Here is a 22,361-nt window from a genome sequence, read left to right on the forward strand (position 1 = left end):
TAGAGTGAGTAATACGTTGTTTCGATGGCCGGTTCGCGTTTACTACGAGGATACCGATGCCAGTGGTGTGGTCTATCACGCCCGCTACGTCGCCTTTTTTGAAAGAGCGCGCACAGAGATGCTGCGTCAGCACAACTTTCATCAACAGCAGCTGCTCAGTGAACAAGTCGCTTTTGTCGTCCGGCGCATGACGGTGGATTATCTGGCTCCGGCTCGTCTCGACGAGCAACTGGAAGTCCAGAGCGAAATCACCTGTCTGCGCGGGGCTTCTCTCACGTTTGCTCAACGCATTGTCAATTCTGACGGGGCCCTACTGAGCCAGGCAGATGTTCTGATTGCCTGTATTGATCCACACCAAATGAAGCCAAGAGCGCTTCCTAAGTCTATTGTCGCGGAGTTTAAGCAGTGACTGACATGAACATCCTAGATTTATTCTTGAAGGCGAGCCTGCTGGTTAAGCTTATCATGTTGATTTTGATATGCTTCTCGGTAGCCTCTTGGGCGATCATCATTCAGCGCACCCGCATCCTCAATGCGGCGACGCGTGACGCCGAAGCCTTTGAAGACAAATTCTGGTCCGGTATCGAGCTTTCCCGTCTGTACCAGGAAAGTCAGGCGCGTCGCGATAGCCTGACCGGTTCCGAGCAGATCTTCCATTCCGGGTTCAAGGAGTTCGCCCGCCTGCACCGCGCCAACAACCATGCGCCGGAGTCGGTGATCGAAGGGGCGTCGCGCGCGATGCGCATTTCGATGAACCGCGAGCTGGAAACGCTGGAAACCCATATTCCGTTCCTCGGCACCGTCGGTTCGATCAGCCCGTATATCGGCCTGTTCGGCACCGTGTGGGGGATCATGCACGCCTTTATCGCGCTGGGCGCGGTGAAGCAAGCCACGCTGCAGATGGTGGCGCCGGGTATCGCCGAAGCGCTGATCGCCACCGCGATCGGTCTGTTCGCTGCCATCCCGGCGGTAATGGCCTACAACCGTCTCAACCAGCGCGTCAACAAGCTTGAGCAGAATTACGACAACTTTATGGAAGAGTTCACCGCTATTCTGCATCGTCAGGCCTTCTCCAGCGACAGCAAATAAGTAGGAGGTAGCATGGCGAGAGTACGTGGACGTAGTCGGCGCGAGCTGAAGTCCGAAATTAACATCGTTCCGCTGCTCGACGTGTTGCTGGTGCTGCTGCTGATCTTTATGGCAACCGCGCCAATCATCACGCAGAGCGTGGAGGTTGACCTGCCGGACGCCACCGATTCCAAAACGGTGTCCAGCGATGACAATCCGCCGGTGATCCTCGAGGTTTCCGGCGTAGGTCAATACACCCTGGTGGTGGATCACAACCGTATGGAGCTGCTGCCGCCAGAGCAAGTCGCGGCCGAAGCCAAGTCGCGTTTGGCGGCTAACCCGAAAACGGTCTTTTTGATCGGCGGTGCGAAGGAAGTCCCTTACGATGAGATTATCAAGGCATTGAATATTCTCCATCAGGCGGGCGTGGCTTCCGTGGGGCTGATGACCCAGCCGATCTGACCGTAAGGCGAACGGCAACCCGGTTCCTGCGCTGCGGCCCAGGAACCCCGTATAAGCAACACCAGTTTTTGGGAATCTATTTTGGTAAAGGCAACTGAGCAAAACGATAAGCTGAACCGCGCCGTTATTGTTTCGGTCGTTCTGCACTTCATATTGATTGCCCTGCTGATTTGGGGATCGCTGCAGGAAAAGGTCGACATGAGCGCCGGTGGCGGTGGCGACGGTTCCGTAGTGGGCGCGGTGATGGTCGATCCCGGCGCCGTGGTGGAGCAGTACAACCGCCAGCAGCAGCAGAGCAACGATGCGCAGCGTGCCGAGAAGCAGCGCCAGAAAAAAGCGGAGCAACAGGCCGAAGAGCTTCAGCAGAAGCAGGCGGAGCAGCAGCAGCGCCTGAAAGAGCTGGAGAAAGAGCGTTTGGCGGCGCAGGAGAAAGCGGCGCAGCAAGCTAAAACGCAGGCGGAGCAACAGCAGAAGGCGGCAGAGCAGCAGAAACAGGCCGCCGAGCAGCAAAAAGCGGCGGAAGCTGCCGCCGCCAAGGCCAAAGAGCAACAAAAAGTCGCCGAAGCCGCTGCCGCCAAGGCGAAGGCCGAAGCGGACAAGATAGCCAAGGCGCAGGCGGACGCGCAGAAGAAAGCCGAAGCGGAAGCCAAAAAAGAAGCGGCCGCCGCTGCCGCCGCCAAGAAACAGGCGGAAGAGGCGAAGAAAGCCGCGGCTGCCGCCGCAGAGCAAAAAGCCGCAGAGGCCGCGGAGAAGAAAGCGGCCGCTGAAGCCGAGAAAAAAGCCGCAGCGGAAGCCGAGAAGAAGGCTGCCGCTGAGGCAGAGAAGAAAGCCGCCGCCGCTGAGAAAGCTGCGGCAGCCAAAAAAGCTGCAGCAGAGAAGAAGAAGGCCGCTGCCGATGCCGCGAAGCAATCGGCGGAAGTCGACGATCTGTTTGGCGGCCTGGCGGACGGCAAGAACGCGCCGAAAGGCGGCGGTAAGCAGAAGGGCGACGGCAAACCGGCTGGGCAAGGCAACGCCAAGACGGCTGGCGCCAGCGGGGCGGAAATCAATGGCTATCTTGGCCAGATTACCGCTGCGATTCAAAGCAAGTTCTACGATGCGGATCTGTACAAGGGCCGTAAATGTGACCTGCGAATCAAGCTGGCGCCGGACGGTTTACTGATAGACGTGAAATCTGAAGGGGGCGATCCGGCACTGTGTCAGGCGGCGATAGCCGCAGCGAAACAGGCGAGGATCCCGAAACCGCCAAGTCAGGCGGTGTATGAGGTGTTTAAGAATGCTCCCCTTACGTTCAAGCCGCAATAATGGTTGTTTGAGCTGAGTAATATCACAGGGATGTACTAAGGTAACCAACAGGGATTATGTAGTTTTACGTAAGTTGGTTTGTTAAAATTCTGCTAATTTATCGCAGGCATCCCGCCTGGATAAGGGAGATGAGATGAAGCAGGCATTTCGAGTAGCGCTAGGTTTTTTAATTCTGTGGGCGTCCGTGCTGCACGCGGAAGTTCGCATTGAAATCACCCAGGGGGTCGACTCCGCTCGTCCGATTGGCGTGGTGCCGTTTAAATGGGCGGGCCCAGGCACGCCGCCGGAAGATATCGGCAAGATTGTCGGTGCGGATCTGCGCAACAGCGGCAAATTCAACCCGATCGACGTGGCGCGCATGCCGCAGCAACCGACCTCTGCGTCTGAAGTGACGCCGGCGGCCTGGACTGCGCTGGGCATCGACGCCGTGGTTGTCGGCCAGGTTCAACCTGGCGCAGACGGCAGCTACCTGATCTCCTACCAGCTGGTGGACACCTCGGGTTCGCCGGGCACCGTATTGGCGCAGAACCAGTATAAAGTGACCAAACAGTGGTTGCGTTATTCTGCCCATACCGCCAGCGACGAAGTGTTCGAGAAGCTGACCGGCATCAAGGGCGCGTTCCGTACCCGTATCGCCTACGTAGTGCAGACCAACGGCGGGAAATTCCCGTATGAGCTGCGCGTAGCGGATTACGACGGTTACAACCAATTCACGGTGCACCGTTCGCCTGAGCCGCTGATGTCGCCGGCCTGGTCGCCGGACGGCAGCAAACTGGCTTACGTGACCTTCGAGAGCGGCCGTTCCGCGCTGGTGGTGCAGACCCTGGCTAACGGCGCTATCCGCCAGATCGCCTCGTTCCCGCGCCACAACGGTGCGCCGGCGTTCTCGCCGGACGGCAGCAAGCTGGCGTTCGCGCTGTCCAAGAGCGGCAGCCTGAACCTGTACGTGATGAACCTCGGATCCGGCCAGATCACGCAGCTGACCGATGGGCGCAACAACAATACCGAACCGACCTGGTTCCCGGATGGCCAGTCTCTGGCGTTTACCTCCGACCAGGGCGGGCGTCCACAGATTTATAAAATCAGCGCCAGCGGCGGTGCCGCACAACGTCTGACGTGGGAAGGCTCTCAGAACCAGGATTCTGAAGTCAGCTCCGATGGTAAATTCCTGGTGATGGTGAGCACCAACAGTGGTGCACAACACATCGCCAAACAAGATCTTGGATCGGGCGCCGTTCAGGTTTTGACCGGCACCTTCCTGGATGAAACGCCTAGTATTGCGCCAAACGGCACCATGGTGATCTATAGCTCCACGCAAGGTATGGGCTCCGTGTTGCAGTTGGTGTCAACTGATGGGCGTTTCAAAGCGCGTCTTCCGGCAACTGATGGACAGGTCAAATTCCCTGCCTGGTCGCCGTATCTGTGATGCATGTGTAAATATGTATGGCAAACTATAAAAGGATCAAAGAAATGCAACTGAACAAAGTGCTGAAAGGGCTTCTGCTGGCACTGCCAGTTCTGGCTGTAGCAGCTTGTAGTTCTAACAAAAGCGCAAACAACGACCAATCTGGTATGGGCGCTGGCACTGGTATGGAAAACGGCAGCAGCAACCTGTCTTCCGAAGAACAAGCTCGTCTGCAGATGCAAGAACTGCAGAAGAACAACATCGTTTACTTCGGCCTGGACAAGTATGACGTAAGCTCCGAATTCGCTCAGATGCTGGACGCGCACGCTGCATTCCTGCGTAACAACCCGTCTTACAAAGTGACTGTTGAAGGCCACGCTGACGAACGCGGCACGCCGGAATACAACATCGCTCTGGGTGAGCGCCGTGCTAACGCCGTTAAAATGTACCTGCAGGGTAAAGGCGTTTCCGCTGACCAGATCTCTATCGTTTCTTACGGTAAAGAAAAACCAGCAGTACTGGGCCACGACGAAGCGGCTTATGCTAAAAACCGTCGTGCCGTTCTGGTTTACTAAGAGAATCGCATGAACAGTAACTTCAGACGTCACCTGTTGAGTCTGTCGTTACTGGTTGGCGTAGCGGCCCCCTGGGCCGCTACTGCCCAAGCGCCAATCAGTAATGTCGGCTCCGGCTCGGTCGAAGACCGCGTCACCTCGCTTGAGCGCATCAGCAATGCTCAAGGCCAGCTTTTAAACCAACTCCAGCAGCAACTCTCTGATAACCAACGCGACATTGATTCTCTCCGTGGGCAAATCCAGGAAAGCCAGTATCAGTTGAATCAGGTGGTTGAACGCCAAAAGCAAATCTATCAGCAGATGGATAGCCTCAGCCAGGGCGGCGCTCAGAGCGCTTCTGCGGCCGCGGGTGCTGCCGGTGGGGCTACCGCAGGCGCATCTTCCGATGCGGGCGGCAGCGCTCCTGCAGCCGCTTCTGCAACGCCGAGCGGCGGTGATGAGAACAGTGACTACAACGCCGCTGTTTCTCTGGCGCTGGAAAAAAAACAGTATGACCAGGCGATTTCCGCCTTTCAGTCCTTCGTAAAACAGTATCCGAAGTCTACCTACCAGCCCAATGCCAACTATTGGCTGGGGCAGTTGTTCTACAACAAGGGTAAAAAAGACGACGCGGCCTACTATTTTGCGGTGGTGGTGAAGAATTACGCTAAATCACCGAAGGCGCCGGACGCCATGTACAAGGTGGGCATCATCATGCAGGAGAAAGGGCAGGCCGATAAAGCCAAAGCCGTGTTCCAGCAGGTGATTAAACAGTACCCAACCAGTGCGGCGGCCAAACAGGCGAAAAGTCGCGTAGGCGGTTAACAGTCAGAAAAATGAGCCCAGAAGTTAGTCTATTTGACCGATTTCTGGGCTCATTCGCGTGAAGAACAAGCAGTTGAACGTATCAGTAAAAAATTTAGGTTGCGCTGCCAAGATAAATTAGTAATATATGCCGCCGTTGCCAAGACATCTTGCAAGATGTTAAAGCGGCAGGGAAATTGGGTCGTTAGCTCAGTTGGTAGAGCAGTTGACTTTTAATCAATTGGTCGCAGGTTCGAATCCTGCACGACCCACCAATTTTGAAGCAAGAAATGAAGTGGAATCGGGAAGGATAACATCACGAAGTGATGGCCCGTTAGGGCGAGGCCAAAGGCCGAGTCATCCTGCACGACCCACCAATTTCTGAAGTAGCAGTAACCACAACAGTGGGTGATTAGCTCAGTTGGTAGAGCATCTCCTTTACACGGAGGGGGTCGGCGGTTCGAGCCCGTCATCACCCACCACTGTTATGGGTCGTTAGCTCAGTTGGTAGAGCAGTTGACTTTTAATCAATTGGTCGCAGGTTCGAATCCTGCACGACCCACCATTCTTTAAGAATGGCAGCTTCAGAATCGGTTTGATGTGGCAAAGTAAAGGTCCGAGTCGAGTACCCGTCGAGTTGTCCTGAACATCCCCATCCTTGTTTTCCGCGAGTCGGTCCAATAGCCTATTCGCCATCAGCAGTAAACCACATCAGTGGGTCGTTAGCTCAGTTGGTAGAGCAGTTGACTTTTAATCAATTGGTCGCAGGTTCGAATCCTGCACGACCCACCACTCTTTGAGAGTGAAAAATAGCAGTACCACAGCAGTGGGTGATTAGCTCAGTTGGTAGAGCATCTCCTTTACACGGAGGGGGTCGGCGGTTCGAGCCCGTCATCACCCACCACACTGCGGGTCGTTAGCTCAGTTGGTAGAGCAGTTGACTTTTAATCAATTGGTCGCAGGTTCGAATCCTGCACGACCCACCATTCTTTAAGAATGGCTGCGATAGAGAATCGTAAAGGATGAGAACCTTAAAGGTTCGAGTCTCGCGAAGCGAGACAACATCACTCCGGTGATGGCCCGCAAGGGCGAGGCCAAAGGCCGAGTTATCCTGCACGACCCACCAATTCAGAGAAAAGCGCCTTTTGGCGCTTTTTTCGCATCTGCAGCACCGTAATCTACATTGGTGCTTTCTCGTTTCAACACCGCACCGATCAGCATCCCGCTCTTATCTGTACGTAATAAACCCTTACCAAGCCATTATCCGTTGTGTTCTGTGAGGTTAATGTCTGTGTTTTTAATCCATTAAACACTAAGTGCGCAAATATGAAAATATCAGCGGACTTTTCGCGCAGTTTTAGGTATTTTGTTTAGTATATAAAACGAAGGGCGTTGCGGCAGGCGATATTCACGCGGCAGGCGCCCAGCCTAGCATGAGATTGCAGCGATGAGTGAAATGTTTGATGTCAACGCGGCGGTGTATCCCTTCCCGCCTAAACCGGTACCGCTGGACGTAGCCGAAAAAGCCTTTTATCGCGAGAAGATCAAAACCCTGCTCAAGCAGCGCAATGCGGTGATGGTCGCCCACTATTATACCGATCCGGAAATCCAGGCGCTGGCGGAAGAAACCGGCGGCTGCGTGGCGGATTCGCTGGAAATGGCGCGCTTCGGCAGCGCCCATCCGGCTTCCACGCTGTTGGTGGCCGGCGTACGCTTCATGGGAGAAACCGCCAAGATCCTCAGCCCGGAAAAGCAGGTGCTGATGCCGACGCTGTTTGCCGAATGTTCGCTGGATCTGGGCTGCCCGGAAGAGGAATTTCATGCGTTTTGCGACAGCCATCCCGATCGCACCGTGGTGGTCTATGCGAACACCTCGGCGGCGGTCAAAGCGCGCGCCGACTGGGTGGTCACTTCCAGCATCGCCGTTGAGCTGATTGAACACCTGGACAGCCTGGGCGAGAAGATCATTTGGGCACCGGATCGCCATCTGGGCAGCTACGTGCAAAAGCAGACCGGTGCCGACGTGCTGTGCTGGCAAGGCGCCTGCATTGTGCATGACGAGTTTAAGACTCAGGCGCTGCGGCGCATGAAGGCGCTTTATCCGCAGGCGGCCATCCTGGTGCATCCCGAATCGCCTCAGGCGGTGGTCGAGCTGGCGGATGCGGTGGGGTCTACCAGCCAACTGATTCAGGCGGCGAAAACATTGCCGCATCAACAGCTGATTGTCGCCACCGATCGCGGTATCTTTTATAAGATGCAGCAGGCCTGTCCGGAAAAGGAGCTGTTCGAGGCACCGACCGCCGGAGAAGGGGCGACCTGCCGCAGTTGCGCGCATTGCCCGTGGATGGCGATGAATGGCCTGAAGGCGATTGCCGAAGGGCTGGAGCAGGGGGGAGCGCAGCATGAAATTCATGTGGACGCCGCGCTACGCGAGAAGGCGCTGGTGCCGCTGAACCGCATGCTGGATTTCGCCGCTCAGCTTAAGATGCAGGTTAAAGGCAACGCTTAACCGTTCAAAAGGATGACCTCATGAGTTTCTTCAGTACCAGCAATATTCTGGTGCATATTCCGCTTGGCGCGGGCGGTTACGATCTGTCGTGGATCGAAGCCATCGGCACGTTATTCGGGTTGCTGTGCATCTGGTACGCCAGCAAGGAAAAAATCATCAACTACCTGTTCGGCCTGATCAACGTCACGCTGTTCGCGGTGATTTTCTTCCAGATCCAGCTGTACGCCAGCCTGCTGCTGCAGCTGTTCTTTTTCGGCGCCAACATTTACGGTTGGTATGCCTGGAGCCGACAAACCCAGGATAATCAGGCTGAACTGCAGATCCGCTGGCTGCCGCTGCCGAAGGCGTTGGCCTGGGCGGCGGTCTGCGTTATCGGTATCGGCCTGATGACCTTCAATATCGACCGCGTATTCGCTTGGTTGACGCAGGTTGCGGTAACGGTGATGCAAGGGCTGGGACTGAACGTCCGGATGCCTGAGCTGCAGCCGGACGCGTTCCCGTTCTGGGATTCGGCGATGATGGTGCTCTCCATCGTGGCGATGATTCTGATGACGCGCAAATACGTGGAAAACTGGCTGCTGTGGGTGGTTATCGATGTCATCAGCGTGGCGATCTTCGCCTACCAGGGCGTGTACGCGATGGCGCTGGAATACGTCATTCTGACGCTGATCGCCCTGAACGGCTCTTGGTTGTGGATCAAGAGCGCCGGGCGCAACCGTTCCAACCCGCTCTCTTCCGCACCGTAACAATGCAGAGGGCGCCGTGGTGGCGCCCTCTTGGCTTAGTGGCGATGTCCCAGATGGGAGTGCGCTTCGGCATGTGAGTGTTCACTCGGCTCCGGCGCCCGGTTAATACCGCAGTCCGGCGTTTCGCAGTGCTGGTACTCCATTTGAATGGTCACGTGGCCAATCTTGTAGTGTTCCAACAGATAAGCCTGAATGCGTTGCAACAACCCATCGTGGTCATGCGGCGGGATCACCTGCGCATGCAGCGTCATCAGCTTCTGTTCGCCGATCTGCCAGACATGCACGTGATGGATGTTGCGCACTTCCGGGATATTCAGGCACAGGTCTTTTTGCAGCTTGGCGATATCGACCTCCTGCGGCGTGCCTTCCAACAGCTCGTGGAAACTCTCCTTCAGCAGCCGCCAGGCGCTGCGCAGCACCAGACAGGAGACCAGCACAGACAGGATCGGATCAATCGGGGTCCAGCCGGTGGCAAGAATGACGATGGCGGCGACGATGGCGCCCACTGAACCGAGCAGGTCGCCCAGCACATGCAGTGCGGCGGCGCGCACGTTGATATTCTTCTCTTCACTGCCGCGATGGAGCAGCCAGAAGGCGAACAGGTTCGCCAGCAGCCCCGCTATGGCGATGATCAGCATTGGGGTACCCATCACCGGCTGCGGTTCGAAGAAACGCCGTATCGCCTCCCACAGGATGAATACCACGATCACCAGCAGCGCCGCAGCGTTGAGGAAGGCCGCCAGGGTGGTCAGGCGCAGATAGCCGAAGGTGTGGCGCGCGTTGGGCTTGCGCTGGGAGAAGTGTACCGCCATCAGTGCCACCAGCAGCGCGGCGGCATCGGTCAGCATGTGGCCGGCATCGGCCAACAGCGCCAGCGAGCCGGACAACAGGCCGCCGACCACTTCGGCCACCATGAAGACTGCGGTGACTAAAAAAGCGGTCAGTAGGCGTTTACTATTACTGTCTTTCGGCAGGTGTATGTGTGGAGTGTCCGACATTATTCATCCTTATGCATTGCGAAAGAGGGGGCGGCGGCGAGCAGAGCGTCCAGCTCCGGCACTATCTGCGCCATTAACGCCTTTAATTTAGTATAAGCGGCGGCAGCAAACTCGCCCCGACGTGCGGTTTCTACCAGTTGCTGGCACAGCTGCGCGGCTTCCGGCAGCTGCAGCATCAGCAGGCTGCCTTTGATGCGGTGCGCCGCCTGCTCCAGGCGCGGCCAGTCGCTTGCAGCGACGGCATCCGCGAGCCGCTGCCGGTCTTGCTGCAGCGTATCGCTGAGCGTCTGCGCCAACCGCTGTACCATGGCGCGATCGCCACCCGCCATTTCGGCCAGCGTTTGTCGCAGGTCAGTAAGGACTGACTTTTCTTCCTGAACCTGCGGTTGCTGAGCCAATACCTGGCCGATCGCCGCCAGTGAAATCGGTTTGGTCAGGAAGTGATCGATCGCCACCAACCCCGGCGGAATGCGAGTAAACTCCTGCACGTCCGCCGAACAGAGCACAATGCGGCAAGGTTGTCGCTGCAACCGTTGTTCGTCGCGGCGGATCAGCCTGGCCAGCGTCAGGCCGTCCGGCCGTGGCATGTTATAGTCGATAAACAGCAGATCGAACGGTTGCCGGCGCTGGGCCTTCAACAACGCATAGCCTTGTTCAAACCGCGCGGGCTGCAGCCCGAAGTGGCGCAGCTGGCGTTCCATCAGCAACAGGTTGGTGGGGTGATCGTCGATCAGCGCGGTGCGCAAGGCGGAAGGCGGCAGAGCAAAGGTGTGTTCTTCCGAGGCGACAGCCGGCGCCGCGCCGCTTAGCTCGACCGGTATCGTGACCTCGACGCGGGTGCCGATGCCCGGCTGCGATTGCAGCTCAATGCGGCCGCCCATTTGTTCGACGATCTCTTTGCAGATAGACAGCCCCAAACCGGTGCCTTGCACCGAGATGCGTTGCGCGCCGCGCGCACGGTAAAACGGTTGGAACAGCTTGCCTATCTCATCGGCGGCGATGCCGCAGCCGCTGTCGTTCACCGTTAATCGCAATTCCCCCTGCCGCTCATCCTGCGCGCGCCAGCCGATCTCGACCTGAATAGTGCCGCGCGGCGTAAACTTTATCGCGTTGTTTATCAGGTTGTTAGCTACCTGAAGTAAACGCTCACCATCAATAATCACCGCCTCAGGCAGCGCCGGATCCGCCACCACGCTCAGCGTCAACGGCCGTTCGCCGATCAGCGGCCGGTAGAGGGCGTCGATACGCGCCACCCAAGGGCGCAGCGCTACCGGTTTCGGTGCCAGCGTCAGCGAACCGGTTTCCAGTCGGGCGTGATCCTGCAGGTCGTTGAGCAGGTTGAGCAGCGAAGAGGCTGAGCTGTAAATCACCGGCAGGCTTTCCGGCGCGGGTTGGTGTTTGAGCTCCAGCTCCAGCAGGCCGAGGATGGCGTGCATCGGCGTGCGCAGCTCGTGGCTGACGGTGGCGAGGAATTTGCTCTTCATGCGGTTTTCCGCTTCGGCGCGGCGGCGCGCGTGTTCGAGCTCTTCGCGTTCGCGTTTTTCACGGCGCTGCAGCATGAAACGGCGCAGCGTCAGCGCCAGCAGCAACACGGTGGCGGCGGCCAGCAGTGCCAGCAGCCAGGTGGTCTGCGGCGGCATGCGGTTGTCGTTCACGGCGTCGATCAGGTTGCTGCGATCGACGATCCACTCGTCGCGCAGCGATTGCAGGGTGTCCGCCGGGATCTGCATCAGGTTCTTATCGAGGATTGCCAACAGAAGAGGTTGATCGCGGCGCACGCCGAAGGCTACCGGATAGGGGATGTTGTTGGCGGCAAAGGCCAGCTTGATGGCGCCGGAATAGCGCGACAGCGCCAAAAAGTTGGCGGAGATGACGTTATCCACCAAGGCATCCAGCTGGCCGTTGGCCAGCGCGTCGTACATGGATTTGCTGTCGTCGAAGCTGATGGTCTGTTCCTGTTCCGGCACCAGCCCCTGCGCCAAGTCGCCCTGCAGCACGCCGATGCGCTTACCGGTCAGATCGCTCCAGGTGGAAATGCCGTTGGCATGCTGGCCGACGTAAACGCCCCACAGCGAACGATGGATCGGCATGCTGGCACCGTAGCGCGCCTTGACGCCGCGAGCCAGCGGCAGGGCGGCACGGAAGCTGGCCTGGCCGGATTGCACCAACCGATCGGCCTGCTCGGCGTTGCGTGCCCACAGCGGCGCAAAACGCAGCCCGGTGTTTTGTGCGATGATGTTGAGAATGTCGATGGCGTAGCCGCGCGGCTGGCCGTCGGAGCCGCGGTAGGCGAACGGGAAGTTGTTCTCGATGGCGGCGTAGTAAACCACGCGGTGGCTCGCCACCCAATTCTTCTCCATCGTCGTCAGATCGGCATTGCCGGTGTCGAGGTAGCTGGGGATCTTTTTACTCCAGCGGCTCTGCAGGGCATTCATCAGCTCCATCGGCGCGTCGGCGATGGCGGTGTCCAGCGTGTCTATCAGCCGTGAGTCGGCGGCGGCGAACACGAAGGACAGGTTGCCCAGGTTCTCATTGCTTTCAATCTGATAGAGCTGACCGAGCTGCAGCTGGTCGATGATAAAGCTGGCGCTGGCCTCATCGGCAATAAAGTAGTCGCTGCTGCCGTTGAGCAGCGAGTAAACCGCCTGCAGATTGTTGTCATAGCGCTGGATCTGCGACGCGACCGCTTGCAAAGCGCCGCCGGACTGCATATCGGTCAGGGCGCCGATCGCGACGCGGGCGTTGGCGGAATTGAGCATTACCGGTCGATCGTTGCTGCGATCGCGCAATACGCGCAAGTTGCTGACGTAGTAGGGCTGAGAGAGCGCCAATCCGTGCAGCGCTTCACTCTGCGGGATGCCGTACAGCAGATCGATCTTGCCGTCGTGCAGCGCCTGCTCCAGCTGCTTCAGATCGGCAAAGCCGTAAATGGCGAAGCGAATACCGGTCACCTGCTGGATATAGCCGAGGTAGTCGGCGTTCAGCCCATACAGATCGTCGTCCACGATGATGTTGTACGGGCTGGTGTTCTCGCTGATGATACCGACGCGCAGCATACGGTCGCGCCAAGGGTTTTTCTCGCCGACGATCAGCATGTTCTCGGGCGTATTCAGGTTGCTGACCAGCTGGTAGCGCACCGGCTCCGCCGCCTGCGCCAGACCGCACCACAGGAGCAGCAGCAGCAGGGCGCGGCGCATCATGGCGCCAACTCTTTAAACACCGCCACCAGCTCCAGCAGGTTGCCGGCGCCGGTTTTGCGCTGGATGTTTTTCTTGTGCGTGCTGACGGTCTTGTTGCTGATGTGCAGCCGATCGGCGATCTGCAGGTTGGACAACCCCTGGCTCAGCAAGCCCAGCACCTCGAGTTCCTTGGGGGTGAGCAGCCCGCCTTCCGCCGTCGGCGCCTCTTCCGCCAGCGCGGCGGCGGGGAAGCTGGTTTCACCGTCCAGCACTTGCTCGATCGCCTGCACCAGCTGTGCCAGAGAGCTGCCTTTATTGACGAAACCGTTGGCACCGGCGGCATGCGCCATACGCGCATAGACCTCGGCTTCCTGCGCGGTATAGATCAGGATCGGCTGCTGCGGGTAGCGACGACGGATTTTTTTCAACAGCTGCAGCCCGTCGACCTGCGGCAGACCGATATCCAGGATCACCAGGCCGAAAGTGGCCCCAGCCAACAGGGCCAGCGCCTGAATGTCGTCCTGCGCTGCCTGCAGACGGTAGGTGCGGGATGATTTCATTAGCGCCGCTTCCAGTGCGACATGAACCACCGGGTGGTCATCAACTAATAACAGAGAGGGCATGTTCAACTCGTGTCACTTTATATTCCTATCGCTAGCATAGCGAAAAAGGAGGCTCTGCGCTCCCCTGATGAAACAGCACAATCTGCTGTTAATTTGGCGGTTCCAGAGGAGGGGGGTAAAGGTGATTTACAGCGCCATTCCCACAGGCTAGATTGTTTGGATCTACACCGTTACGCACTGCGAAATACCCCTCGATACCGAATGGAAAAGCTATGAATTACCAAAACGACGATTTACGCATTAATGATATTAAGGAACTCCTGCCGCCAGTGGCTCTGCTGGAGAAATTCCCGGCCACTGAACGCGCAGCAAAGACGGTGTCCCAGGCCCGCAGCGCAATTCACAATATCCTCCGCGGCAGCGACGATCGCCTGCTGGTGGTGATTGGCCCTTGCTCTATCCATGACACGAAAGCCGCCAAAGAGTACGCAGAGCGTCTGCTGGCGCTGCGTGAAGAACTGAAGGGCGAGCTGGAAGTAGTGATGCGCGTATACTTCGAAAAACCGCGCACCACCGTGGGCTGGAAAGGCCTAATCAACGATCCGCAGATGGACAACAGCTTCAACATCAACGACGGTTTGCGTCTGGCGCGCAAGCTGCTGGTGGAGATCAACGACAGCGGCCTGCCGGCCGCCGGGGAATTCCTCGACATGATCACGCCGCAGTACCTGGCGGATCTGATGAGCTGGGGCGCCATCGGCGCGCGCACCACGGAATCGCAGGTTCACCGCGAGCTGGCCTCAGGCCTCTCTTGTCCGGTCGGCTTCAAGAACGGCACCGACGGCACCATCAAAGTGGCGATCGACGCCATTAACGCCGCCGGTGCGCCGCACTGCTTCCTGTCGGTGACCAAGTGGGGCCATTCGGCGATCGTTAACACCAGCGGCAACGGCGACTGCCACATTATCCTGCGCGGCGGCAAGGAGCCGAATTACAGTGCGGCGCACGTGAAAGACGTCAAAGCCGGCCTGAGCAAAGCCGGGCTGCCGGCGCAGGTGATGATCGACTTCAGCCATGCCAACAGCAGCAAACAGTTCAAAAAACAGATGGACGTGAGCGCTGACGTTTGCGGGCAGATTAGCGGCGGTGAAAAAGCGATTATCGGCGTGATGATTGAGAGTCACCTGGTCGAAGGCAACCAGAACCTCGAAAGCGGCGAACCGCTGGTTTATGGCAAGAGCGTGACCGACGGCTGCATCGGCTGGCAGGACACCGAAACCGTGCTGCGCGATCTGGCGGCGGCGGTGAAAGCGCGCCGCGGATAATCGCAAAAATGAACAGGGTCCGGCAGCGGGCCCTTGTTTACTCCTTATCATTGCACTTCTCTATATCTATCCCGCTAATTTAAGGCTTACAATTAATAGGCCAATTAAATCATTAAGCGACCACCTTCGCACTATTCCTATTTAATAAAAGAATAATTGTCACTGCTCGTGGCATTGTGCTTATATAAGACGCTTTTTTATTCCACAAACCGCGCATAACGAATAAGCGGGGGTGGTATGACCTATTACTTTCAGGATGAAAGAATTATGACAAGCAATACCTCGCAGCCGCTGGGGCTGCACCGGCTTAAATTCCATGGGAAAGGTGGTGAGTACTTCGCGATTTGGTTGGTCAACGCATTATTGACCATCGTGACCCTGGGTATCTATTCCGCCTGGGCGACAGTACGTCGTCGTCGCTATTTTTACGGCAACACGGAATTGGACGGCGATCGTTTCGATTACCATGCGCAACCGCTGCAAATTCTGAAAGGGCGGCTGTTGGTGATCGGCGGCATCATCGTGTTTTATATCCTGTTAGCGGTAATGCCGCTGCTGGGGCTGCTGGCTTTACTGGTACTGCTGGCCCTGCTGCCGTGGATCGTTATTCGCAGCTGGCGCTACAATGCGATTATGTCGAGCTATCGCGGCGTGCGTTTTAATTATGTCTGCCGCACCGGACGCGCTTATTGGGCGTTACTGTTCTGCCCGCTATTACTGATTATTGGGCTTTATGTCGCCTTAATCATTTTGCTCAGCATTGGCAGCGGCTTAGGCAGCATCAACGCCATCAGCCTGATGGTGGTGTTAACGCTGATGTTGGCCGTGCCGGCATTTGCTGCCGTCAACGGTATTATTAGCGCGCTGCAGCACGATCTGTACGTCAATAATCTGTTCTTCGGCCGCACGCCGTTTATTGCCGAGCTGAAAAAGTCGGCCTTCATCAAATTTGCCTTGATCGGCCTGCTCATTTTCCTGCCGTTCATGTTGGCTGCGCTGGTGTGTATGGGGTCGTTTATCCTGTCACTGTACCAAATGGTATTAATGGGTATGTTGACGGATGAAACCGCCGATTTGCTGGTGCTGGAGAATATTGGCAGTTTGCTGCTGATGATGGTGATATTGCTGATTGGCGCCTTGATTTCCGGCAGCTATCAGATCGTCGCACAACGCAACTATCTGTTTAACCAGGCGACGCTGAACGGCAGCATCAAACTGCGTTCTTCCATGCAAACGCTGCCGTATATGGGACTGTTGATCACCAATACCCTGATCACGCTGTTCTCGTTCGGTTTCGCCGTACCGGTGGCGGAAGTGCGTCACGCCCGTTATCTGGCGGAGTGTACGTCGGTCGAAGGCGATCTGGCGTTGCTGGACATCGCGGCGCATCAGGAAACGGCCAACAGCGCGGTGGCCGAAGAAGCGGTACAGGCGCTGGATCTGGGCGGCAGTTTCTGAGGCGCCAATGATCCTCGAGGGCGCCTATCAGTTGCCGGGGCGGGCCGCACGTGAAGCGGCCCGCCTGCTGGTGAACGAAAGCGGCGAGGGCGTGACGCTGCAGCGGCAGGATGAGCAGCGCTATATCCCATTGGCGGACATCACCGTCTCTGCTGCGTTGGGCAATATTCCACTGACGCTGACTTTCAGCGACGGCGCGCGCTTTGTGCCGGATGACGACGCGGCCTTTCGTCGTTGGTTCTATCAGCGCCGTTCGCCGGGTTGGGTGCATCGCCTGGAACGCCATAAACGCGGCGTCGCCCTGGCGCTGCTGATGACGCTGTTCACGGTCGTGGCTTACGTATATGTGGTATTGCCGTGGGCGAGCAGCGAGATCGCCATGCGTATCCCCACGTCGGTGGAACAGACGCTGGGCGAACATACGCAGACGTTCTTGAGCCAGAGCGGTTTCGAGCCCTCGGCATTGCCGGCCGAGCGGCAGCAGGCGTTGCAGCGGCTGTTCCGGCAGGTGATGCCGGCCGAGATGCGTGAGGAGCGCACACCGCTGTCGCTGAAACTGATGGCGGTGCCTGGTGCGCCGAACGCCTTTATGTTGCCAGATGGCACGCTGGTACTCAGCGATAGTCTGGTCGCCCTATCGAAAAACGACGACGCCCTGGCGGCAGTCATGTTGCATGAGATGGGGCACCACGCTCATCGCCACCCGATGCGCATGCTGGTGCGTTCGTCACTGGTGGCGTTGACGCTGATGTGGATGACCGGCGACGTCAGTGGCATCGGCGACACACTGCTGCAGTCTGCGTCCTTCGTGAATGAGATGCAGTTTTCCCGCGGGATGGAGCGCGAGGCGGATGCGTTCGCCATTGCGCAAATGCAGCGCCAGGGGCGTTCGCTGGCGGAGATGGCGGCGATCTACCGTGCGTTGGCGCAGGCGCCTGAACGTGAAACGGCTGATGGCTGGACGCTGCCGGCCTGGCTCAGCACCCATCCGGCGATGCAAGAACGGCTGGAGGCGGTGAATGAGGCGATGGCGCAGCAGCCGCGACAGCAATAAAAAAAGCCCCCGGTTTTCACCGGGGGCTTTCTCGTTAACGGGCGAAATTACTTCGCTTTACCCTGGTTTGCCACGGCCGCCGCTTTTGCAGCGATCTCGTCGGCGTTACCCAGGTAGTAACGTTTGGTCGGTTTGAAGTTCTCGTCGAATTCATATACCAACGGCACGCCAGTTGGGATGTTCAGTTCGAGGATTTCGTCTTCGCTCAGGTTATCCAGGTATTTCACCAGTGCGCGCAGCGAGTTGCCGTGCGCCGCAACGATCACGCGCTCGCCGCTCTTGATGCGTGGCAGGATCTCTTCGTCCCAGTAAGGGATAACGCGATCGATGGTCAGCGCCAGGCTTTCGGTCAGCGGCAGCTCTTGCTCGGTCAGAGAGGCGTAGCGCGGATCGTGGCCAGGGTAACGTTCGTCTTCTTTGGTCAGTTCTGGTGGGGTCACCGCGAAGCCGCGACGCCATTGTTTCACCTGCTCGTCGCCGTATTTTTCAGCGGTTTCCGCTTTGTTCAGACCCTGCAGCGCGCCGTAGTGACGTTCGTTCAGCTTCCAGGATTTTTCGGTCGGCAACCAGGCCTGATCCAGCTCGTCGAGGATGTTCCACAGGGTGTGGATCGCGCGCTTCAGTACGGAGGTGTAAGCGAAGTCGAAAGTGAAACCTTCTTCTTTCAACAGCTTGCCTGCTGCTTTCGCTTCGGTGCGGCCCTTGTCGGACAGATCAACATCATACCAACCGGTGAAGCGGTTTTCTTGGTTCCACTGGCTTTCGCCGTGACGCACCAGAACCAGCTTAGTTACAGCCATAGCTTAACTCCTTAATAATCTGACATTTCAATGATAACGAAAATCATTATATTGCCGCGGGCCAGGGCTCGGCAATCGATAGTGTCTAACCATAGCCAATTTCTTGCCGCAAAGTAAGGGCTGGCGAAAGGAAAAAGCTGAATCGTTCAGGCTGGCGCTGGGAGGGAGAAACGGCGCGCCGAAATCGCTTTGGCCGCGCCGTGGCGTGGGGCAAATCAGGCCGATTTTTTCAGGCAGTTGCTCATGAAGGTTTTACGCGCGTCGCCCTTCAGATTCTTGGTCTTGGCGTCGGCGTTGCAGGTTTTCATTTTCTGCTGCTGCGGCGTCAGGGTTTTGCCCGTCGCGGCAGTGCCTTCGGATTTCAGGCAGGTGCTCATAAAGGTGGAGCGATCCGCACCTTTCAGCGACTTGGTGGATGCCTGTTGGTTACAATCGGTCATGCGTTTCTGCTGGGCCGTCTGCGCCGGCGAAGGCGTTTTCGTCGCCGTCGTCGCGTCGGCCGCCATCAGATTGGTGCTCAGCATTAAGCCCGCCAGCAATGGAAGTGCAGTAATCAGACGCATAGGTGTTCCTTCAGCTATTGATTGGCCGCCATCGGCCGAAAATTGTGACGTTGCACAAGGCGTTGTGCTTATCACGGTAGCCTGAGTGTAGTGCGCACTTTGGAATAAGGAAAGGTGAGCTCCGGCGGGGGGAGAGCGCTAAAAGGTAAGCATTTATAACAAATCGCCCCCGGCCGCATGGCAAGGGGCGTGGCGGGTCAGATAGGATAAAACTGATAATGCGTGGCGCTGCGGTAGTAGCTCCCCGGTTGCAGCCAGCAGTTCGGCTGCGGCCACTCCGGATGGTGCGGGCTGTCCGGTAAAAATTCGCTTTCCAGCGCCACACCGGCATGATTGGCGTAGCTACCGCCACTGCGCGCGGGCGTGCCCGCCAGGTAATTGCCGCTGTAGAGTTGCAGCGCGGGTGCATCGGTGAATACGCTCATCTGAACTTGCCCGTCGGCGGACCACAAATGGGCCGCCGGGCTCTCCAACGCGCCGCAGGTGCGGTGCAGCAGGAAAGCGTGATCGTAGCCTTTCACCCGTTGCTGGTCGCGGTCGCGCAGAAAATCCTGCAGCAGCGTTTTCGGCTGGCGAAAATCCATGCCGCTGTCGTCCACCGGCGTCAGCTCGGCGCAGGGAATGCCCTCGGAATCGACGGGCAGATAGCGATCGGCGAACAACTGCAGGCGCTGGGCGCGGGCGTCACTGTCTGTGTCGGCGCTGTCCAGATTGAAATAGGCGTGGTTGGTCAGGTTGACCGGGCAGGGGCGGTCAACCCGTGCCAGATAGCTGATTTCCAGGCGATTGTCGTGGGTCAGATGATAGCAAACCTGCACCTCGAGATTACCGGGAAAGCCCTGATCGCCATCCGCCGAGTGCAGTGCATAGCAGACCTGCTGCGCATCATGCTGTACCCGGCGCCAGCGGCGGGCATGGAAACCGTCGGGGCCGCCGTGCAGCTGGTGGGCGCCCTGATTGGCGATCAGCGCATGGGGTTTCCCGTCGATAGGCAGACTGGCGTTGGCGATACGGTTGGCGTAGCGGCCGACGGTAGCACCCAAATAGGCACTCTGGCGTTGGTAGTCCGCTGGGCTGCGGCATCCAAGCAGCAGCTCGCGCCTTTCACCGGATTTGAGCGGCAAGACGGCGGACAGCCAGGTGGCGCCCCAGTCCATCAGCGTCACCGTCATGCCGCCGGCGTTTTGCAGTTGTGTCAGCTGGTAAGGCTGCCCATCGGGTGCGACTGCCGTCATTGACGTCAGCATAGGCCGGCACCTTGCGAAGCCTGGCAGACGTAGAACGTTTCCCGCAATCCATCGGTTTGCCGCGTATACTCGTGCGCCACGGCGGCACGCACCGTCTCCACGAGATCTTGCGGCATCAGTGCGACGATGCAGCCGCCAAAGCCGCCGCCGGTCATGCGCACGCCGCCGCGTGGGCCGATCGTCGCTTTGACGATCTCGACCAGCTTATCGATCGGCGGCACGGTAATTTCAAAGTCGTCGCGCATCGAGGCGTGCGACTCCGCCATCAGCCGGCCCATGCGCTGCAGATCGCCGGCCGCCAGCGCTTCGGCCGCCGCCAGCGTGCGGGCGTTCTCGCTGATGACATGGCGCGCGCGTTTGGCCACCAACGGATCGAGCTGGTGCTGACGCGCCTCAAACTGTTCGGGGCTGACGTCGCGCAGCGCCTTGACGCCGAAGAAACGCGCCGCTTCTTCGCACTGTTTGCGGCGGGTGTTGTATTCGCTGTCCACCAGCCCGCGTTGCACATTGGAGTTGACGATCACCACCGCGATGTTGTCGGGCATCGGCACCGCACGGGTTTCCAGCGAGCGGCAGTCGATCAGCAGAGCGCTGTCGCGCCGGCCGAGCGCGGAGATCAGCTGGTCCATAATGCCGCAGTTGCAGCCGACGAATTGGTTCTCCGCCTCCTGGCCGTTCAGCGCCAGCGTGACGCCGTCCAGCGGCAACTGATAGAGCGCCTGCAGCGCCTGGCCCACCGCCACTTCCAGTGCGGCGGAGGAGCTGAGCCCCGCCCCTTGCGGCACATTACCGGCGATCACCAGATCCGCGCCGCCGAAGTCGGCGTTGCGGCGCTGAAGGTGCTTCACCACACCGCGTACATAGTCGGACCAGCGCTGATCGGGATGGCTGACGATCGGCGCGTCGAGCGAGAATTGATCCAGCTGATTCTGATAATCGGCGGCGAGTACGCGGATCTGGCGGTCATCGCGCTGGGCACAGGCGATGACGGTTTGATAATCGATGGCACAGGGCAGCACGAAGCCGTCGTTGTAATCGGTGTGCTCGCCGATCAGGTTCACTCGCCCCGGCGCCTGGATGGTCAACGCCGGCGCGTAGCCGAAGTGTTCGGCAAACAGGGAATGGGTAAGCGGTTTCAGGCTCATGCTTGGGCTCCGGCTTCACGGTAATGAATATCGCTGACGGCGCGCAGACGCTCTGCGGCCTGTTCGGCGGTCAGGTCGCGCTGGGTTTCTGCCAGCATCTCGTAACCGACCATAAATTTGCGCACGCTGGCTGAACGCAGCAGCGGCGGGTAGAAATGGGCGTGCAGCTGCCAGTGCCGATTGTCGGCGCCGTTGAACGGCGCGCCGTGCCATCCCATCGAATAGGGGAAGGAGCACTGGAACAGGTTGTCGTAGCGGCTGGTCAGCTTTTTCAGCGCCAGTGCCAGATCGCGGCTTTGCGCCGCGTTGAGATCGGTGATGCGCTGCACCGCCGCTTTCGGCAGCAGCAGCGTTTCAAACGGCCAGGCGGCCCAGTAGGGCACTACCGCCAGCCAGTGTTCGGTGTTCACCACGATGCGTTCGCCAGCGGCCTGCTCGCGCTGTGCATAGTCCAGCAGTAGCGGGGAGGCGTGTTCCCGAAAATACTCGTGCTGCAGGCGATCTTCGCGCTCAGCTTCGTTCGGCAGAAAACTGTTGGCCCAGACCTGCCCGTGCGGGTGCGGGTTGGAGCAGCCCATCGCCGCGCCCTTGTTTTCGAACAGCTGCACCCAAGGGTAGTGCTTACCCAACTCATCGGTTTGCGCCTGCCAGGCGGCGACCACCTGCTCCAGCGCCGGCAGCGTCAATTCGGGCAGGGTCTTGCTGTGATCGGGAGAGAAACAGATCACCCGGCTGACGCCGCGTGCGCTCTGGCTGCGCATCAAAGGATCCTGGCTGTCGGGTGCCGGCGGCGTATCGCTCATCAGCGCGGCGAAATCGTTGGTGAAGACGTAGGTGCCGTGATAATCCGGATTGCGATCGCCGGTGACACGCGCGTTGCCGGGGCACAGGAAACAATCGGGATCGTGTGCCGGCAGCGTTTCCGTGGGGACGGCCTCTTGTTGGCCCTGCCAGGGGCGCTTGGCGCGGTGCGGTGAGACCAGCACCCACTGGCCGCTCAGCGGGTTGTAGCGGCGGTGTGGATGGTCGATAGGGTTAAATGCCGTCATACGGTTCCTTTCTTGGCGTCGACGAGGTGTAATCGCTTTCATCCGCCGTCTTGATACGCTCGTTGCTGAAAAGGGAAAGTTCATTGCGCAAAAAGATAGCATGCCTGCGGCGATAAAAAGGTGATCT

At 58.5% G+C, this 22,361-nt stretch carries 20 protein-coding genes, 6 tRNA genes and 1 other RNA gene; 19 read left to right on the forward strand and 8 right to left on the reverse strand.

Going from position 1 to position 22,361, the window contains the following annotated elements:
- Nucleotides 1-4: 4 nt before the first annotated feature.
- The 16 genes from ybgC to pnuC all read left to right on the forward strand — a co-directional run bounded on the left by ybgC (nt 5) and on the right by pnuC (nt 8,853).
- Complete coding sequence (gene ybgC / locus EGY12_RS13030) at nt 5-409, forward strand: tol-pal system-associated acyl-CoA thioesterase (protein WP_025160034.1); 405 nt, start codon at nt 5-7, stop codon at nt 407-409.
- Entirely contained in the window at nt 406-1,089 is a 684-nt protein-coding gene (gene tolQ / locus EGY12_RS13035; protein WP_004939862.1) for a Tol-Pal system protein TolQ, read from the forward strand. Before ybgC ends, tolQ begins: the two co-directional genes overlap by 4 nt.
- A gap of 12 nt (nt 1,090-1,101) precedes the next feature.
- On the forward strand, nt 1,102-1,530 hold the full coding sequence (tolR, locus tag EGY12_RS13040) for a colicin uptake protein TolR (protein WP_004939859.1): 429 nt from the start codon (nt 1,102-1,104) through the stop codon (nt 1,528-1,530).
- A gap of 81 nt (nt 1,531-1,611) precedes the next feature.
- On the forward strand, nt 1,612-2,835 hold the full coding sequence (tolA, locus tag EGY12_RS13045; protein WP_123893982.1) for a cell envelope integrity protein TolA: 1,224 nt from the start codon (nt 1,612-1,614) through the stop codon (nt 2,833-2,835).
- A 133-nt stretch (nt 2,836-2,968) separates the two neighbouring features.
- Complete coding sequence (tolB, locus tag EGY12_RS13050) at nt 2,969-4,261, forward strand: Tol-Pal system beta propeller repeat protein TolB (protein WP_004939856.1); 1,293 nt, start codon at nt 2,969-2,971, stop codon at nt 4,259-4,261.
- Nucleotides 4,262-4,305: 44 nt separating this feature from the next.
- Nucleotides 4,306-4,815 carry a peptidoglycan-associated lipoprotein Pal gene (pal, locus tag EGY12_RS13055; protein ID WP_025160033.1) on the forward strand — a complete coding sequence of 170 codons (510 nt, stop codon included), beginning with the start codon at nt 4,306-4,308 and terminating at the stop codon, nt 4,813-4,815.
- A 9-nt stretch (nt 4,816-4,824) separates the two neighbouring features.
- On the forward strand, nt 4,825-5,619 hold the full coding sequence (gene cpoB, locus EGY12_RS13060; RefSeq protein WP_123893984.1) for a cell division protein CpoB: 795 nt from the start codon (nt 4,825-4,827) through the stop codon (nt 5,617-5,619).
- Nucleotides 5,620-5,797: 178 nt separating this feature from the next.
- Nucleotides 5,798-5,873: transfer RNA gene (locus EGY12_RS13065), tRNA-Lys, on the forward strand.
- A gap of 131 nt (nt 5,874-6,004) precedes the next feature.
- A tRNA-Val gene (locus EGY12_RS13070) sits at nt 6,005-6,080 on the forward strand.
- 7 nt (nt 6,081-6,087) lie between these two features.
- Nucleotides 6,088-6,163 (forward strand) — tRNA-Lys (locus tag EGY12_RS13075).
- Nucleotides 6,164-6,314: 151 nt separating this feature from the next.
- A tRNA-Lys gene (locus tag EGY12_RS13080) sits at nt 6,315-6,390 on the forward strand.
- Between the two features lie 36 nt (nt 6,391-6,426).
- Nucleotides 6,427-6,502: transfer RNA gene (locus EGY12_RS13085), tRNA-Val, on the forward strand.
- Nucleotides 6,503-6,508: 6 nt separating this feature from the next.
- Nucleotides 6,509-6,584 (forward strand) — tRNA-Lys (locus EGY12_RS13090).
- Between the two features lie 15 nt (nt 6,585-6,599).
- Nucleotides 6,600-6,724: non-coding RNA, RtT sRNA (locus tag EGY12_RS13095), on the forward strand.
- Nucleotides 6,725-7,045: 321 nt separating this feature from the next.
- Nucleotides 7,046-8,107, forward strand: coding sequence for a quinolinate synthase NadA (gene nadA / locus EGY12_RS13100; RefSeq protein ID WP_123893986.1), 1,062 nt, complete (start codon nt 7,046-7,048; stop codon nt 8,105-8,107).
- Between the two features lie 20 nt (nt 8,108-8,127).
- A complete protein-coding gene (gene pnuC / locus EGY12_RS13105) occupies nt 8,128-8,853 on the forward strand; it encodes a nicotinamide riboside transporter PnuC (RefSeq protein WP_123893988.1) in 726 nt (241 codons plus the stop codon).
- A gap of 35 nt (nt 8,854-8,888) precedes the next feature.
- Here the strand turns inward: pnuC and zitB are convergent, their stop codons facing one another.
- The 3 genes from zitB to EGY12_RS13120 are packed head-to-tail and all read right to left on the reverse strand — an operon-like array spanning nt 8,889 to nt 13,653.
- On the reverse strand, nt 8,889-9,851 hold the full coding sequence (gene zitB / locus EGY12_RS13110) for a CDF family zinc transporter ZitB (RefSeq protein ID WP_123893989.1): 963 nt from the start codon (nt 9,849-9,851) through the stop codon (nt 8,889-8,891).
- Nucleotides 9,851-13,051, reverse strand: coding sequence for an ATP-binding protein (locus EGY12_RS13115; RefSeq protein ID WP_123893991.1), 3,201 nt, complete (start codon nt 13,049-13,051; stop codon nt 9,851-9,853). Before EGY12_RS13115 ends, zitB begins: the two co-directional genes overlap by 1 nt.
- Nucleotides 13,048-13,653: a response regulator transcription factor gene (locus EGY12_RS13120; RefSeq protein WP_123893993.1), complete on the reverse strand. Its 606-nt coding sequence runs from the start codon at nt 13,651-13,653 to the stop codon at nt 13,048-13,050. The genes EGY12_RS13115 and EGY12_RS13120 overlap by 4 nt, the downstream gene beginning before the upstream one ends.
- Before the next feature lie 212 nt (nt 13,654-13,865).
- Here EGY12_RS13120 and aroG point away from each other — a divergent pair, with 212 nt between their 5' ends.
- The 3 genes from aroG to EGY12_RS13135 all read left to right on the forward strand — a co-directional run bounded on the left by aroG (nt 13,866) and on the right by EGY12_RS13135 (nt 17,430).
- Entirely contained in the window at nt 13,866-14,918 is a 1,053-nt protein-coding gene (aroG, locus tag EGY12_RS13125) for a 3-deoxy-7-phosphoheptulonate synthase AroG (RefSeq protein ID WP_123893995.1), read from the forward strand.
- Nucleotides 14,919-15,185: 267 nt separating this feature from the next.
- The gene (locus EGY12_RS13130; protein WP_123893997.1) at nt 15,186-16,376 is read left to right on the forward strand and encodes a YjgN family protein; all 1,191 of its coding nucleotides are present in this window, start codon (nt 15,186-15,188) and stop codon (nt 16,374-16,376) included.
- Nucleotides 16,377-16,383: 7 nt separating this feature from the next.
- The gene (locus tag EGY12_RS13135) at nt 16,384-17,430 is read left to right on the forward strand and encodes a M48 family metallopeptidase (RefSeq protein WP_123893999.1); all 1,047 of its coding nucleotides are present in this window, start codon (nt 16,384-16,386) and stop codon (nt 17,428-17,430) included.
- A 47-nt stretch (nt 17,431-17,477) separates the two neighbouring features.
- On the opposite strand, the gene gpmA is transcribed toward EGY12_RS13135, so the two are convergent.
- The 5 genes from gpmA to galT all read right to left on the reverse strand — a co-directional run bounded on the left by gpmA (nt 17,478) and on the right by galT (nt 22,234).
- Nucleotides 17,478-18,230, reverse strand: coding sequence for a 2,3-diphosphoglycerate-dependent phosphoglycerate mutase (gpmA, locus tag EGY12_RS13140; protein ID WP_004939834.1), 753 nt, complete (start codon nt 18,228-18,230; stop codon nt 17,478-17,480).
- 215 nt (nt 18,231-18,445) lie between these two features.
- Nucleotides 18,446-18,793, reverse strand: coding sequence for a PsiF family protein (locus EGY12_RS13145; protein WP_123894001.1), 348 nt, complete (start codon nt 18,791-18,793; stop codon nt 18,446-18,448).
- A 197-nt stretch (nt 18,794-18,990) separates the two neighbouring features.
- Nucleotides 18,991-20,040 carry a galactose-1-epimerase gene (gene galM / locus EGY12_RS13150; protein WP_123894003.1) on the reverse strand — a complete coding sequence of 350 codons (1,050 nt, stop codon included), beginning with the start codon at nt 20,038-20,040 and terminating at the stop codon, nt 18,991-18,993.
- Nucleotides 20,034-21,185, reverse strand: coding sequence for a galactokinase (galK, locus tag EGY12_RS13155; protein WP_123894005.1), 1,152 nt, complete (start codon nt 21,183-21,185; stop codon nt 20,034-20,036). Before galK ends, galM begins: the two co-directional genes overlap by 7 nt.
- Entirely contained in the window at nt 21,182-22,234 is a 1,053-nt protein-coding gene (gene galT, locus EGY12_RS13160) for a galactose-1-phosphate uridylyltransferase (protein ID WP_123894007.1), read from the reverse strand. Before galT ends, galK begins: the two co-directional genes overlap by 4 nt.
- Nucleotides 22,235-22,361: the final 127 nt, after the last annotated feature.

This window comes from Serratia sp. FDAARGOS_506 (assembly GCF_003812745.1).
Classification (GTDB): domain Bacteria; phylum Pseudomonadota; class Gammaproteobacteria; order Enterobacterales; family Enterobacteriaceae; genus Serratia.